Here is a 15,566-nt window from a genome sequence, read left to right as displayed (position 1 = left end):
ATCATTTCCCTAGAGTAAAGGGCAGAGAAATCTGCCCCTCCTCATCAAACCGTACGTGAGGTTTTCCCTCATACGGCTTTCCGATGTTCGTCATTCATGTGCATGCAGATTACAAGAGCGTTTTAAGTCCATATTGACTACTTAGGAACCTCACTTCTTGTAGCGAACTCATCCATCTTGCGCGTTGCCTCTTCTTGGCATACCATCTCGTGAGCCTCTGCAAAATGTACCAGTCCAACTTTGCCAGCTTTAATTGGCTGTAAGCCGTGTAGTAATAGTTCCTCCACCCCTGAATCTTAGGATTTAGCCATTCCACATGTTCGAGAAATGATTTATGCCTCATGTTCGGCGGGGCCAGACGTTCTTTTACGACCTCCCGGATGCGTTCTTCCGCTTTCCGGGCCAACCATTGTTGGGTTGTATAGTACACCTTCCCTTGAGAAGTTTCCGCTTTCGTTTTGCGATGGTGCATGCCAAGAAAATCAAAGCCTTCTTCTCCTGTCCAAAGTCCGACGATGCGTGTTTTGGTCGGGTGTAACGTCAATTCAAGACGATCCATAATGGCACGAATACGTTCGTATGCCCGGTCTGCGTCTTTCTTCGTCTTACACACGATCACGAGATCATCCGCATAACGCGTCAGTTCCCCGAATTCGCTACCATATCGTTCCCACAGGATATCGAAGTAGTTCAGATCGATGTTCGCTAAAAGTGGAGAGATGACTCCCCCCTGCGGCGTTCCTAAATCCGAACGTCGAACCGTTCCTTCTTCCATGACCCCTGCATTTAGCCACTTCCGTGCCAGTTTCAGGATACGTCTGTCACTGATTCGCATCTCCAGCAGTTTCATCAGCTTTTCCTGATTGATGTTGTCGAAGTAACCTTGGATATCGACGTCGACCACCCAATTGCCTTTGCGGTTACATGCTTTTCGGATTCGGTCCAGCGCTTGCTTGGCGCTTCGCTTCGGTCTGAATCCAAACGAGGATTCTTGAAAATCCGCTTCAAAGATCGGTTCCAATACCAGTTTCGTCGCCATCTGTATGACGCGGTCTCGGATGGTGGGAATGCCTAGCGGCCTTTGCTTTCCATCTTTCTTCGGAATGTAGTGCCGTCTTACGGGCTGGGGATGATACTTGCCTTCTTTGAGGATTTGATGGCATTCATACAAGAAAAGATACTCCCCTTGCTTTTCGATGTCCGCCAGTGTCTCTCCGTCGATTCCAGCCGACCCTTTATTTGCTCGTACTCTCTTCCATGCTTCCCACAGAGTATCCATCCGGTAGATCTTGTCATAAAGCGCATGGAATCTACGCTTCTTGTTTTCCTTGGCCGCATGACCTAGTTTCTCTTGGAGTTGTTGAACGTTTTCCTTTGGTGTTGTTAGCCTCTCGGCATTCACTGACTCGTACCTCCTTAAGAAACATGAACAAAGCAGGACCCCTTCCCTCCCGCAGGTTGTGTTGTCCTGCGTTCCTCGGTAGTATGAGCCCCTCGGACTCCCTTCCTGCAGACCGTTCATTTCACCGGCTGGGCTTATAGAACGTCTCGTTACGAAAAAAAAAATTTCGTGCAGGGGAGGGTCTCCCCAGTTCACTGCATCTTCTTTCATACCATACCGATCCCCGTACGCCGGAGGATTCTTCGCTGCCGCTCCAAGTTCCCAGCAGCTTCCTTGGTCTTCACCCATATCCACGAGGTTCGACTTCCTCTCTCCCCTCTTGCGAGGCCTTTTTGACGACGCGGCAGGATTCACTTCATGTTACGGCCTGGTATCTTGCTCGCCCTATCTCTGACAGGTACTTTCGTCGACGCGCTTCTACGCACAGATTTCGCCGTACGCAGGCATCCTAGCTACGCGGGGGCTTGGCCCCTCCCGCGACCGGATTTTCACCGGCTAGAAGATGCGTGCCTCTGGGCACGCTAAACAACAAAAAAGCACCTTCCCGATAAAACAGGAAGATGCTTTGAAGCGCGGTGATTGATGGACGGCCTGCTGTCGGCAAGGTTTCCACCCACTGCGGTCTTATTTCGTGCCGGTATGTCCGAAGCCGCCTGCGCCGCGCTCGGTATCCGATAATTCATCCACTTCCGTAAGCTCTACGGCAGGCACGATTTGAAACACCATTTGCGCGATTCGTTCGTTTCTCCGAATGACGAAAGGCTCTTGGCCGTGGTTAATGAGCAGAACCTTTACTTCGCCGCGGTAATCCGCATCGATCGTTCCCGGAGAATTCAGCGAAGTAATGCCGTGCTTCAGCGCAAGTCCGCTGCGGGGGCGGATTTGGGCCTCAAGCTCCGCAGGCATCGCCAGCGAAAAGCCGGTCGGAATCAGCGCGCGTTCTCCCGGATTCAAGGTGGCGGGCTCCTCTACCGCCGCATACAGGTCAAAGCCGCTTGCCATCTGAGACATTTTTTGCGGGAGCTGAATATCTTCGTTGCCGGGCAATCGTTTGATTTGTACGTTAAACAAGCTGATCCCTCCTGAAGCCGTCGATCACGTCGTCCTTTTGACCGACCATCGCCAGAGCGAACGGTACGGACATCATCTCGCGGGCGAGCCCTTGAATATCGCTAAGCTCCACTTGCTCGATTCGCGCGATAATCTCGTCCATGCTGTAATGTTTGCCGAGCATCAACTCGTTTTTTCCGAGCCGGTTCATGCGGCTACTGGTGCTTTCCAGACTCAGGATCAGGCTGCCCTTCATTTGCTCTTTGCCTTTTTTCAGCTCGGCGGCCGTCAGCCCTTTGTCCTTGATTTCGCTCAGCAGCTCCATCGTCACCTTCAGCACGTCGGCCGTTTGCTTCGGAGCCGTCCCGGTGTATACCGTAAACATTCCGCTGTCCTGATACGATGTATGATAAGAATAGACGGAATAGGCCATGCCGCGCTTTTCCCTGATTTCCTGGAACAGCCGGGAGCTCATTCCGCCGCCGATCGCATTGTTCAGCAGAACCATGGCATACAAACGGTCGTCGTTCGCAGATAATCCGGGAAGCGATAAACAGATATGGTTTTGTTCCGACTTTTTGGAATGATATTTCAGATCGGAAGAGAATCCCGGAGCTTCTACGATTTGCTCCGCGCCGGTATTTTTAAATTCGCCGAAATGCTTTTCGATCAGCGTCATCAAGCTGTCATCCACGTTGCCGGCGATCGCAATGACGGTACGGTCGATCGAATATTGCTCCTTCATATACTCGCGCAGCGTATTCGAGTCCATAGCCGTCAAATTTTGTTCCGTTCCGATAATCGTATAGCCTAGCGGATGGTCGCTGAACGTCGCCTTCGCTATCAGATCATGGACCATATCGTCCGGCGTATCCTCATACATGGAGATTTCTTCGAAAATGACGTTTTTTTCCTTTTCCAGCTCGGAAGGGTCGAACGAAGAACGGAAAAACATATCGGCCAGAACTTCCACCGCTATGGGCAAATGCTCGTCAAGCACTTTGGCGTAATAGCAGGTGTATTCCTTCGATGTAAACGCATTGACGTTGCCGCCGATGCCGTCGAAAATTTCAGCGATATCTTTAGCCGAATATTTATCGGTTCCCTTGAACAGCATGTGCTCGATAAAATGGGAGATCCCGTTATTATGCAAATGTTCGTTGCGGGAACCGGTTTTAACCCAGATCCCGAAGGATACGGAGCGGCACGTAGGAATCGGTTCTACGATAACCCGCAAGCCATTGTTTAACACGTATTTATTCAATGAATGGAGCCTCCTCGGAAAATCTCGGTATGTACCTCTATGATATTACCATTATTGCTGGGTAGACTCAACTTCGGGAACCCGCTTCGGAGAAATAAGCTCGCTCACCGTCCCCAAATGAAGCCCCTTGCTTTTGATAACCTGTATCATTTGCTGCAGCGCTCGGCTGGAGGATGAGGTCGGATGCATTAAGATCAGCGAGCCCGGCTCGACTCTCGAAGAGATTTTGCGGACGATCGTTTGCGGGTCCGGCCGCTGCCAATCTACGGTATCCAATGTCCATAATATGGTTTTCAGCTTCAGTTCATGCGCGATCTGCACGGTCTGTTGATCAAAGTCGCCGGACGGCGGAGCGAACAGCGTGTTCTGCACCCCCAGCTCCTTCTCCAGCAGCTGCTGAGTCTTTGTAATTTCAGCCGTTGCCTGCGACCGCGAAAGCTCGCTCATATTTTTATGCGAATACGCGTGGTTGGACAGCTCATGGCCTTTGTCTTTAATTTTTTTCGCTTCGGCAATATTGTTTTTCAGCCAAGTCCCGTCAAAAAAAAAGGTGGCGCGGACCTTCTCCTTGGCGAGCACGTCCAGCATGCTATCCAAATATTCGTTCCCCCAAGCGACGTTAATCATTAACGAAACCATCGGCTTGTTCGGATTGCCCTTATAAATCGGCTGCGCTCCGAGCTGATCCAAGCCGATGGCGGGCGGCACTTCTTTCATCACAATTCTCGGCTTCTCCATATCGGGAAGCTGCTCGGACAAGGCAAGCGATTGCTCGACATCAACCTCCAGCCCGTTATAGCCCGGGATCGCTTTCCATACCCTATCCACCTGGGCGTTGATGGGAGGGATTCTTCGCTTCTCCGCTTCCAGGGCAATCGCTTGCCTAAGCCTGTCTCTCCGGTCCTCAGTAAGCCGCTTCATTCCGGCCAGCACCGCCGAAGCCGACAGCTCCAAACCGCTTAATCCCGGCGCCGCGGCCTGATCGCCCCGATGCTTCGCATATTGAACGAACGTCTGCACACTATCCGATAGCTCTACCCCTATGAATACCGACGCAAAAAGACCGGACAACACTAACACCTGAACACGTCTCATTGGCCTGCTCCTGTCGTTAGATCGTTTGTCCCATTTCTATGCGGATCGGGACGACTTTATGACAGGCTCCTTTCTTCCCGGCAAACAAGCCTGCGAAGGTGGAGGGCACGATTTGGAACCTTTTTTGGACAAAACAAAAAGAGACAGACGACTCTGGCTCTTATCGTTAATGCTATATGGGGTTAAAGCGGGTGTTACGATTGCGCAGACACTTGAGCTGCTAGCACCGCTTTGCGCGACAGGTTCACGCGGCCCTGCTGATCGATCTCGGTCACCTTTACCGTAATGGTGTCGCCGACGGCTACGACGTCTTCCGTCTTGGCAACCCGTTCGGTAGATAGCTGCGAAATATGCACCAAGCCTTCTTTGCCCGGCAAAATTTCCACGAATGCGCCGAATTTCTCGACCCGCTTCACCGTACCGAGGTACGTTTCGCCTACGACGACTTCCTTGACGATACCTTCGATAATTTGACGCGCTTTATCGTTCATCTGCTCGTTCGACGATGCGATAAATACGCGGCCGTCCTGCTCGATGTCGATTTTCACGCCGGTTTCCTCGATGATTTTATTGATGATTTTCCCGCCGGCGCCGATAACGTCACGAATTTTATCCGGATTGATCTGCATCGTGAGAATTTTCGGAGCGTAAGGCGACAATGTCGGTTTCGGCTGCTGAATGCGCTCCAGCATTTTGCCTAAGATGTGCATGCGGCCTTTTTTAGCTTGCTCCAACGCTTGCGTAAGAATCGCGCGGTCGATGCCGTCGATCTTGATATCCATTTGCAGAGCGGTTACGCCTGCGGCTGTGCCGGCCACCTTGAAGTCCATATCGCCAAGATGATCTTCCATGCCTTGAATATCGGTCAAGATGGAGAAATGCTCGCCGTCTTTGATGAGGCCCATAGCTACGCCCGCAACCGGCGCTTTGATCGGCACCCCGGCGTCCATCATGGCAAGCGTGCTTGCGCAAATGCTCGCCTGCGAAGTGGAACCGTTCGATTCGAGCACCTCGGATACAAGGCGGATCGTATAAGGGAAATCCGATTCTGCCGGGATAACCGGCTCCAGCGCTCTTTCGCCCAATGCGCCGTGACCGATTTCGCGGCGGCCCGGAGGACGAAGCGGTCTTGCTTCCCCTACGCTGAACGGAGGGAAGTTGTAATGATGCATAAACCGTTTGGTTTCTTCCAGATCAAGTCCGTCGAGAATCTGTACGTCGCCCAGCGCGCCCAGCGTGCACACGCTCAGCGCCTGCGTTTGTCCGCGTGTGAATAAGCCGGAACCGTGAGTTCTCGGAAGCAGGTTGATGTCGCATTCGATCGGACGGATTTCATCCAGCGCTCTGCCGTCCGGTCTCACCTTGTCATGCGTAATCAGGCGGCGGACTTCTTCCTTGACGATATCATAAAGCGTCTCTTTTACGTCGGACAGCTTCTCAGGAGTCTCTGCGTATTGCGCTTCGAAGTGTTCTACCGTCTCCGCGTTGACCGCATCGATAGCGTCCTGACGGGCGTGCTTCTCGGCGATTTTCACCGCTTCGACGAGGCGTTCTTGCACGAAGGCGCGAACTTCCTTGCTCACTTCCGCATCCACGCTATGTAATTTGACTTCCATCTTCGGCTTACCGGCTTCTTGAACCAGCTGCTCTTGAGCGGCGACGATTTTGCGGATTTCATCATGTCCGAACATGATCGCTTCCAGCATGACTTCTTCCGGCACCTCGTCGGCGCCCGCTTCAACCATCATGATCGCGTCCTTCGTACCTGCGACGACAAGATGAATATCGCTCTTGTCCGCTTGCTCCAACGTCGGGTTGATCACGAATTGCCCGTCGACGCGGCCGACAATAACGCCGCCGATAGGACCGTTAAACGGAACGTCGGAGATGCTCAGCGCCGCCGAAACCCCGATCATTGCGGTAATTTCAGGAGAGCATTCCTGATCGACGCTCATGACGATGGCGACAACCTGCACATCATTGCGGAACCCTTCCGGAAATAGCGGACGGATCGGACGGTCGGTCAAGCGGCTGGCCAAAATCGCCTTTTCGCTCGGACGTCCTTCCCGTTTAATAAATCCGCCGGGAATTTTCCCTACGGAATACAACCGTTCTTCATAGTTGACGGTTAGCGGGAAGAAATCCAGATCCTTAGGTTCAGCAGAAGCCGTTACTGTACAAAGCACAACCGTATCTCCGTAACGTGCGGTTACGGCCGCGTTTGCTTGCTTGGCAAGACGTCCGGTTTCCAGAGTGAACGGACGTCTGCCCAAATCCAACTGTACTCTTTTTTCCATAAAATCCTCCTAAGAGTTTTCGTAAGAAAACTTCACGATGCATGAATTGAACTACTATCACTTCTGCATACTGCCTAGTATTTCCTTCTTTTTCGAAATAAATCTCTGCAAATTGTGCGAAACATACGAAAAAGCAACCGCGCGGCCTGTTGTCCGGGCCCAAACCGGACCCAAACAGCAGACAACGATGGTTGCTCCTTGAAGACATTCCTATTATCGACGAAGGCCAAGCTTCTCGATCAAGGCGCTGTAGCGTTTAACGTCTTTGTTTTTCAAATAAGTTAACAGCTTACGGCGTTGACCTACCATTTTCAAAAGACCGCGACGAGAATGATGATCCTTCTTGTGCGTCTTCAAATGGCTAGTCAGGTTCAAGATGTTTTCAGTAAGAATCGCGATTTGCACTTCAGGAGATCCTGTATCGGACTCATGAGTTTTGTGCGTTTGGATCAATTCCTGCTTACGCTCTTGTGTCAATGCCATTGTTCATTCACCTCCATAGTTGTATATCCCCGTTGGCCCAGAGAACGTCGGAGTCATCGAATCTCCATGCCAAGGTTCCTCGCCGATTCTTTCAATCGACAACGAATATCAGTATAGCACATAAGTAGGTTAAAAGTAAAATAGAGTTTGCTAATTATTTTCCAATGCCGTTAAAATCGATTTCGCCCGATCGGCATCGCGACGAATTTGAGCGATCAGCTCGTCCACTGCGCTGAATTTCCGTTCAGGCCGGAGAAACGCAATGAATTCGACCGAAATCGCGCTTCCGTATATCGTACGTGAAAAATCGAACAAATGCGCTTCAAGCGTAGGGCGTTCCAAGTCGGCAACAAACGTCGGCTTCTTGCCAACATTCATTACCGCATTGAACTTCTCCCCGTCGATCGTCACCTGAACCGCATACACGCCCAAAGCGGGAATGACGAACGATTCCGCCAAATTGATATTCGCCGTCGGAAAACCGATCGTACGGCCGCGGCCGTCTCCGTTCACAACGGTTCCTTCGACAGTGTAGCGACGTCCGAGCAGCGCATTCGCTTCCTCTATCTCGCCTTTTTGCAGATGCTCCCGCACCAGCGTGCTGCTCACTTTGACTCCTCCTTGCTGGTAAGGCCGGACAACCTCCACCGCAAACCTGCCCTGCGCAAGCTCGCACAGCGTATCCGGCGTACCCGCCCCGCGGTAGCCGAAGTTGAAATCAAAACCGACGATCACGGTATTGACTTTCATGGGAATGAGCACATTTTCAACAAACTGCTCCGGAGTCAGCTGCATAAAATCCGGGTTGAACGAGACCAGATACATCGTATCGACGCCCATCCGCTCGAGCATCCGCCGCTTTTGATCCACGGGCGTCAACAGCTGCGTATATTTTTGCTGCCCGAGCACTTCCTTCGGATGGGGATGGAAGGTCATAATCGCCGCCGGAGTGCGCAGATGCTTCGCCGTAGTCAGCGCGCGCTTGATGACTTCCTGGTGCCCGAGGTGAAGGCCGTCAAATTCGCCGATAGCCATCACCTGCGGCTCCGTTACCGTATGGCTGTCATTTTCCGTTATCGGATATGTCAACTTTATCGATTGCATGAAACATCATCACCTACATTCTTTCCAGACGAAGCTTACTCAAGAGAACACTTTGACCGGTTGAAGCTCCTGCTTATCGCCGTCCCATTCGAATATGCCGATAAACCGGGCATCCGGGCCGTAAGCCGCATACATGCGATCTTGGGCTTCGGTCATAAACGTTAGCTTCGCCGGGTCCAAGGTCAGCTTTTGTCCGAGCAGCGCCTTGCGAGTCTGACTTTCATTCAAATGTACGGAAGGCATATGAGCCAACGCTTTGTCGGCAGGGATCAGCTTGCTTGCCAAAGTTCCCTGACGGTGCAAAAGCTCCACTTGTTCCAGCGTAAGGCACTCTTCGGGCCCGATGCTTCCGGTCGACGTGCGCACGAGCTTCGACATGACCGCCGGATAACCCAGCGTTTTGCCGATATCGACGCACAGCGTACGGATATAGGTGCCCTTGGAGCACTTGACGCGGAAGCTGATTTCGGGATGTTCCAGCTCAAGATTCATCTGCAGTATACGAATATCGTAAATCGTCACTTTGCGAGACTTGCGTTCTACTTCCACGCCCTGCCGCGCCAATTCATAGAGCCGCTTGCCGTCCACCTTAACGGCGGAATACATCGGCGGAACTTGATCGATGGTACCGACGAACGATTGTATCGCCTCCAGCACCTGCGGCTCCGTGAGCGATACGTGCTCAGTCCGTTCGACCACTTGGCCTCCGGCATCCTCGGTATCCGTCGCCAAGCCGATGGTCAGCGTGGCTTCGTATTCTTTGGGCAGCTCCTGAATGTATTCCACAAGCCGGGTAGCCCGTCCGATGCATAAGGGGAGCACTCCCGTTACCTGCGGGTCCAGCGTACCGGTATGGCCGATCCGCTTAATCTTCAAAATCCGCCTGGCTTTGGCTACTACATCGTGGGATGTAAAGCCTTCAGGCTTCCATATAGGCAAGATGCCTTCCAACGCGTCCGTCATGCCAATGCCAAACCTACTTCCTTCACGACTCGTTCTATTGCTTCCTCCAGCGTGCCCTCGACCGCGCAGCCTGCCGCACGGACATGGCCCCCGCCGCCAAACGCTTTGGCCACCCGGGCTACATCCACTTTGCCTGCGGAACGCAAGCTGACTTTGACGATACCGCCCTCGCGCTGCTTGAACAGGATGCCGACTTCAACGCCCTCCACGTTGCGAGGGTAGTTGACCAAACCGTCCAAATCCTCGTTAGCGGCGCCGCTTGCGGCCAGATCGTCCGGAGTAACCGCTAGCCAGGCCACCTGGTTTTGATGCGCAAACGACAACGTAGCGAGACTCGTTTTGATCAGCGAAATTTGCGGATAGGATAGCTTCTCCAGCAGCTCCTCCGCAAGCTCATGTCCCTTGACGCCGCATTGCAGCATTTGGGCGGCAATCTGCATCACCTTCGGAGTCGTGTTCGCATAACGGAACCCTCCCGTATCGGTCAACAGCCCCGAATAGATGCAAACGTTGAGCTCATGCGCAAGCGGAATTTGCATTTGAACGCATAGATCATACAGTACTTCAACGGTAGCCGCCGCATCTGCCGCAACGACATTGCAGCTTCCGAACCGGTCGTTCGTCGCATGATGATCGATGTTCAGCAACCGCGCGTCATCGGCGAACAAGGCCTTAACCGCGCCGACTCTTGAGAAATCCGCGCAATCTACGCTAATGACGGAAGCGAACGAACGCGTCAGCTTCTTCGCATCCGCTTCATAATGAATAACCTCGTGCCGTCCTGCTCCCATATAGACGAACTTGGGAGGAATCCGGTTTTCATTGATTAAGGTAAACCGCTTGCCGAGTGCCGTCAGCATCCAGGCCATAGCATATGTAGACCCGGCGGCGTCCCCATCCGGTTGAATATGGGACACCACCAGGAAATCGTCACCGCCTTGTATAAAGGCCGCCGCGGCTTGCAAATCGGCCGCATAAGAATCGGTATGCCGGAACTGCATCATGACTGCGCATTCTCCGCATTGATCTGGCCGAGCAGCTTCTCGATATGGCTTCCGTAGTCGATCGACGCGTCGAATTTGAAGATCAAATCCGGAATTTTGCGCAGACGGATTCGTTTGCCGAGTTCCGAGCGGATAAATCCGCTGCCGCGGCCCAGCGCCTTCAGCGTTTCTTCCTTTTGTTCATCCGTGCCGAGCACGCTTAAAAATATTTTGGCTTGGGACAAATCATTCGTTACGTCGACTCCGGTAACCGTGATGAACCCGATTCTCGGGTCCTTCAGCTCGGATTGAATGATTTGGCTCAATTCCTTTTTAATTTGTTCTCCGACTCTTCCTACGCGAATACGCGCCATTCAGATCACCTCTCTACCGTCTCCATCACGAAGGCTTCAATGATATCTCCTTCTTTAATATCGTTGAATTTGTCCAGAGATATACCGCACTCGTACCCTTGGGACACTTCCTTGGCATCGTCCTTGAACCGTTTCAAGGAATCGATATTGCCTTCAAAGACAACAATACCGTTGCGGATCAGGCGCATTTGCGCATTGCGGGCGATTTTGCCGGATGTCACCATGCAGCCTGCGATAACCCCGATTTTGGAAACTTTGAACGTGTTGCGCACTTCCGCTTGGCCGATCACGCTTTCCTTGTAGATCGGATCGAGCATTCCCTTCATCGCTTGTTCGATTTCTTCGATGACTTTGTAAATAATGCTGTGCAGACGAATATCGACTTTTTCCTGATCGGCCGTGTTTTTGGCTTGCGGCTCCGGACGGACGTTGAAGCCGATCACGATAGCATTGGATGCCGAGGCCAAAATAACGTCGGATTCGGTAATCGCGCCTACGCCGTTATGCAAAATTTTGACGCGAACGCCTTCGATATCGATTTTCTCCAGCGAGCCGCGCAGCGCCTCGACAGAGCCTTGAACGTCCCCTTTGATGATCACGTTCAAATCTTTGATTTCGCCGTCCTTGATATGTTTGTACAAATCGTCCAAGGTGACGCGAACGTTCGCTCCCATCTCCGATTCTCTTTGCGTGACCGCGCGTTTTTCGGCGATGGTGCGCGCCTTGCGCTCGTCTTCGAAGCAAATGAACGGATCGCCAGCCAGCGGAACTTCCGTCAGGCCGGTAATTTCGACCGGCGTCGACGGCCCCGCTTCTTTCAGTTTCTTGCCGCGGTCGTTGACCATGGCGCGCACGCGGCCGAAGCATACGCCGGCGACGAAGCTGTCTCCGACCTTCAATGTACCGTGTTGAATCAGGACGCGGGCAACCGGACCTTTCCCTTTGTCCAGCTCGGCCTCGATAACCGTACCTCTGGCGCGCTTGTTAGGGTTCGCTTTGAGCTCCTGCACTTCGGCTACGAGCAAAATCATATCGAGCAGATTTTCCAGACCGATCCGCTGTTTCGCGGAAATGTTGCAGAAAATCGTATCGCCGCCCCATTCTTCCGGCACCAGCTCGTATTCGGTGAGCTCCTGCTTGATCTTGTCCGGGTTCGCTTCCGGTTTATCGACTTTGTTCACGGCTACGATGATCGGCACTTTAGCCGCTTTGGCGTGATTGATCGCTTCGACCGTCTGAGGCATAACGCCGTCGTCAGCCGCTACGACAATGATCGTAATATCCGTTACTTGAGCGCCGCGGGCACGCATTGATGTGAACGCTTCGTGGCCCGGCGTATCGAGGAACGTGATTTTTTTGTTATGAATTTCCACTTGATAAGCGCCGATATGCTGGGTAATTCCACCCGCTTCGCCTTCGGTTACGCTCGTTTTACGGATGGCATCGAGAAGCGTCGTTTTCCCGTGGTCAACGTGACCCATAATGGTAACGACCGGAGGACGTTCCAGCAAATCCGCTTCGTCGTCCTTCTCTTCGAACTGCTCGAATTTGTCTTCCTCTACAGGAATCTTCAGCTCGACTTCAACCTTATAATCGCTTGCCAGCAATTGGATCGCATCCAAATCAAGCTCCTGATTGATGGTCGCCATGACGCCGAGGAACAACAGCTTCTTGATCACTTCGGAAGCGTCCTTGTGCAGCGCTTTGGCCAGCTCGCCGACCGTCATCGTGCCGCGGACAATAATTTTCTTAGGCGTATTGTCGATTTTTTCCTTCTTGACCGGCTCCGGTTGATAGCGGCCTCTTTGGTTTCTGTTATTGCCGCGGTTGTTTTGAGGACCTCTGGACGTGCTGACCTTGTTGTCGTCAAACCGCTTTTGGTTCGGCTTCGTTTTTTTCGTAGTCTTGCCTTTGCTGCCCGATGCATCGTCTTGATCGATGTCTGTGGAAGCATTCGGTCTGGCCGGACTTACCCCGATCGAACGGTTGAACGAATTCGAGCCTTGCCCCGCTCCGCGCTGCTCGAACGGTTTACGTTGATCGAATCCGCCTTGACCTCCGCGGTTTTGTCCGCCCTGCGAGCCGCGGTTGTTATTGCCGCTGCCGCTTGGCGCACTTCCGCCACCGCGATTGCCCTGCTGTCCGTAGCCGCCGCCTTGACGATTTTGCCCGCCTTGGCCTTGTCCTTGTCCTTGACCTTGGCCGCGGTTTTGATTGTAGCCTCCACCTTGCTGGCCGCCGCCTTGACCGCGGTTTTGATTGTAACCGCCTTGTTGGCCGCCGCGATTTTGGCCTCCCTGCGAGCCGCGGTTATTGTTGCCGCCTTGCTGGGACCCTTGGCCTTGCGGTCTGCGATCTCCATGCTGGCCGCGGTTGTTATTGCCGCCGCCTTGTCCTTGTCCTTGACCGCTACGGTCGTTGCCGGAGCGCTGGCCTTGTTGGCCGCCGCCATTATTCCTTGGCTGCGATCCCGCTTGCCCTTGCGGCGCGTCGGATCTTGCTTGCTGACCTTGAGGCGCTCCTTGCGAATCCTTCGTCGCTGTGCTCGTACTTGTGCTGATGGAAGCACTTCCTGCTTCGCTTCCGGTTCTTTTGGCTGCTGCGTTCGCTTTAACGTCTTTAAAAAATTTTTCCACACTCTCCACTGTATCGTTCTCCATTACGCTCATATGATTGTTAACCGGGATACCTAGTCTTTTCAATATGGTGATGATTTCCTTGCTGCTCATATTTAAAGACTTGGCGTATTCGTACACTCTAAGTTTATCCTTATTGTTGTCTTGTTTACTCAATACTGTCCACCTCCGTACGATTTTCCAGACTCTTCTTCAGCATCTTCGCAAATCCCGCATCGGCTATCGCTAGAACTACTCGCGTTTCTTTCCCGATACTTGCGCCCAACTGCTCACGGCTGCCGTACTGTTGTAGGGGAACCCTATAAGTTATACATTTGTCATTGACTTTTTTATGGGTGTTAGGAGAAGCGTCTTCGGCAACAATGACAAGCTTCGCTTCGCCCTTGCGTACGGAATCGATCACCGCTTCCTCCCCGGAGATGATCTTGCCCGCTCTCATCGCCAAACCCAAGTTGTTAAAAAATTTATGATTCATCATCCACCGCCGCTTCCTTGCCGGCAATGAATTCATCTTCCACTTTGATGAAATCCTGCTCCAAAGCATCGTAAATCTCAGGACTGACCGCATGTTTTAAGGCGCGATCCAAAGCTCTGCTTTTTTTCGCCAGCTTAAAGCACGACAGCTTTCCGCACAGATAAGCACCGCGTCCCGCTTTTTTGCCTGTCAAGTCGATGATGATGTCGTCACTTGGCGTCTTCACCACGCGGATCAGCTCTTTTTTGGGCATCATTTCCTGGCATGCGACACATTTGCGAAGAGGGATTTTTCTTTGCTTCATCCTGTTCTCACCTTCTACCTGTCCGGCTGCGCTCCCTTAATCGATGCTGACCGAATCCTGGTGCATTTCTTCGGTAAACGTTTTGGGACGGCCGTATTCTTGCTCTGCCTGCGTCTCGCTCTTGATGTCGATCTTCCATCCCGTCAGCTTGGCGGCCAAACGGGCGTTCTGGCCTTTGATGCCGATCGCCAGCGACAATTGGTAATCGGGCACAATAACCCGCGCCATCTTCTCGCTCTCGAACACGTTAACCTCCAGCACCTTGGACGGGCTAAGCGCATTGGCCACATATTCCTCCACATTTTCGACCCAGCGGACGATATCGATTTTCTCGCCCTTCAGCTCGTTAACGATCGTCTGCACCCGCATGCCCTTGGGACCGACACAGGAACCGACCGGATCGACCTCGGGATTGCGCGAATACACGGCGATTTTGGAACGGAAGCCGGCTTCGCGGGCGACGGAACGAATCTCGACGACGCCGTCGAAAATTTCCGGCACTTCCAGTTCAAACAGACGCTTCAGCAGCCCCGGATGAGTCCGCGAAAGAATGATCTGTGGTCCTTTGGTCGTGTTCTCGACCTTCGTAATATAAGCTTTGACCCGGTCGCTCTGCTTGAATTTATCGGTCGGCATCAGCTCAGTCAGCGGCAGGGCCGCCTCGATTTTGCCCAAATCGATATAAATGTTGCGCAAATCCTGACGCTGCACGATGCCGGTGACGATGTCTTCTTCCTTATCTACGAAGGCGTTGTAGATCAGACCCCGTTCCGCTTCGCGGATGCGCTGGGTAACGACCTGCTTCGCCGTCTGAGCGGCGATGCGTCCGAAATCGCGGGGAGTTACCTCGATCTCCACGATATCGTTCAATTGGTAGTTTTGGTTCATCTCCCGAGCCGCGTATAAGGATATTTCGAGCCGCGGGTCAAGCACTTCCTCAACGACCGTTTTGCGGGCATACACTTTAATCAATCCGGTATGGCGGTTAATGTCGACACGAACGTTTTGCGCCGTGTTAAAATTACGTTTGTAGCTGGAAATCAAAGCCGCCTCGATAGCGTCGATCAGCACTTCTTTGGCAATTCCTTTTTCTCTTTCAATTTCCGACAATGCTTCAATAAAATCCGTGTTCATTT

Annotated in this window: 14 protein-coding genes; all 14 read right to left on the bottom strand. The window is 52.6% G+C overall.

What is annotated here, in order from left to right:
* Window positions 1-109: 109 nt before the first annotated feature.
* On the bottom strand, window positions 110-1,402 hold the full coding sequence (ltrA, locus tag SK3146_RS33430) for a group II intron reverse transcriptase/maturase (RefSeq protein ID WP_249862855.1): 1,293 nt from the start codon (window positions 1,400-1,402) through the stop codon (window positions 110-112).
* A 624-nt stretch (window positions 1,403-2,026) separates the two neighbouring features.
* Entirely contained in the window at window positions 2,027-2,413 is a 387-nt protein-coding gene (gene dut / locus SK3146_RS33425) for a dUTP diphosphatase (protein ID WP_249866519.1), read from the bottom strand.
* Between the two features lie 52 nt (window positions 2,414-2,465).
* Entirely contained in the window at window positions 2,466-3,716 is a 1,251-nt protein-coding gene (locus SK3146_RS33420) for a M16 family metallopeptidase (protein ID WP_249862854.1), read from the bottom strand.
* 51 nt (window positions 3,717-3,767) lie between these two features.
* Complete coding sequence (locus SK3146_RS33415) at window positions 3,768-4,811, bottom strand: polysaccharide deacetylase family protein (protein WP_249862853.1); 1,044 nt, start codon at window positions 4,809-4,811, stop codon at window positions 3,768-3,770.
* Between the two features lie 194 nt (window positions 4,812-5,005).
* Window positions 5,006-7,108: a polyribonucleotide nucleotidyltransferase gene (gene pnp, locus SK3146_RS33410; protein ID WP_249862852.1), complete on the bottom strand. Its 2,103-nt coding sequence runs from the start codon at window positions 7,106-7,108 to the stop codon at window positions 5,006-5,008.
* A 213-nt stretch (window positions 7,109-7,321) separates the two neighbouring features.
* Entirely contained in the window at window positions 7,322-7,591 is a 270-nt protein-coding gene (rpsO, locus tag SK3146_RS33405) for a 30S ribosomal protein S15 (protein WP_249862851.1), read from the bottom strand.
* A 150-nt stretch (window positions 7,592-7,741) separates the two neighbouring features.
* Window positions 7,742-8,695: a bifunctional riboflavin kinase/FAD synthetase gene (locus tag SK3146_RS33400; RefSeq protein ID WP_249862850.1), complete on the bottom strand. Its 954-nt coding sequence runs from the start codon at window positions 8,693-8,695 to the stop codon at window positions 7,742-7,744.
* A gap of 39 nt (window positions 8,696-8,734) precedes the next feature.
* Window positions 8,735-9,658, bottom strand: coding sequence for a tRNA pseudouridine(55) synthase TruB (gene truB, locus SK3146_RS33395; RefSeq protein ID WP_249862849.1), 924 nt, complete (start codon window positions 9,656-9,658; stop codon window positions 8,735-8,737).
* Window positions 9,655-10,659: a DHH family phosphoesterase gene (locus SK3146_RS33390; protein WP_375295497.1), complete on the bottom strand. Its 1,005-nt coding sequence runs from the start codon at window positions 10,657-10,659 to the stop codon at window positions 9,655-9,657. The genes truB and SK3146_RS33390 overlap by 4 nt, the downstream gene beginning before the upstream one ends.
* Window positions 10,659-11,015 carry a 30S ribosome-binding factor RbfA gene (gene rbfA / locus SK3146_RS33385; RefSeq protein ID WP_249862847.1) on the bottom strand — a complete coding sequence of 119 codons (357 nt, stop codon included), beginning with the start codon at window positions 11,013-11,015 and terminating at the stop codon, window positions 10,659-10,661. The genes SK3146_RS33390 and rbfA overlap by 1 nt, the downstream gene beginning before the upstream one ends.
* 5 nt (window positions 11,016-11,020) lie before the next feature.
* The gene (gene infB / locus SK3146_RS33380) at window positions 11,021-13,807 is read right to left on the bottom strand and encodes a translation initiation factor IF-2 (RefSeq protein WP_249862846.1); all 2,787 of its coding nucleotides are present in this window, start codon (window positions 13,805-13,807) and stop codon (window positions 11,021-11,023) included.
* Window positions 13,800-14,129 (bottom strand): YlxQ family RNA-binding protein, encoded by a 330-nt coding sequence (locus tag SK3146_RS33375; protein ID WP_249862845.1) that lies wholly within the window; start codon window positions 14,127-14,129, stop codon window positions 13,800-13,802. Before SK3146_RS33375 ends, infB begins: the two co-directional genes overlap by 8 nt.
* The gene (gene rnpM / locus SK3146_RS33370; RefSeq protein ID WP_249862844.1) at window positions 14,116-14,430 is read right to left on the bottom strand and encodes an RNase P modulator RnpM; all 315 of its coding nucleotides are present in this window, start codon (window positions 14,428-14,430) and stop codon (window positions 14,116-14,118) included. Before rnpM ends, SK3146_RS33375 begins: the two co-directional genes overlap by 14 nt.
* Window positions 14,431-14,466: 36 nt before the next feature.
* Window positions 14,467-15,564, bottom strand: coding sequence for a transcription termination factor NusA (nusA, locus tag SK3146_RS33365; RefSeq protein ID WP_249862843.1), 1,098 nt, complete (start codon window positions 15,562-15,564; stop codon window positions 14,467-14,469).
* Window positions 15,565-15,566: the final 2 nt, after the last annotated feature.

Origin of the sequence: Paenibacillus konkukensis, from assembly GCF_023523925.1 — a bacterium.
GTDB lineage: Bacteria > Bacillota > Bacilli > Paenibacillales > NBRC-103111 > Paenibacillus_S > Paenibacillus_S doosanensis.
This window is presented reverse-complemented; position numbering and strand designations above follow the sequence as displayed.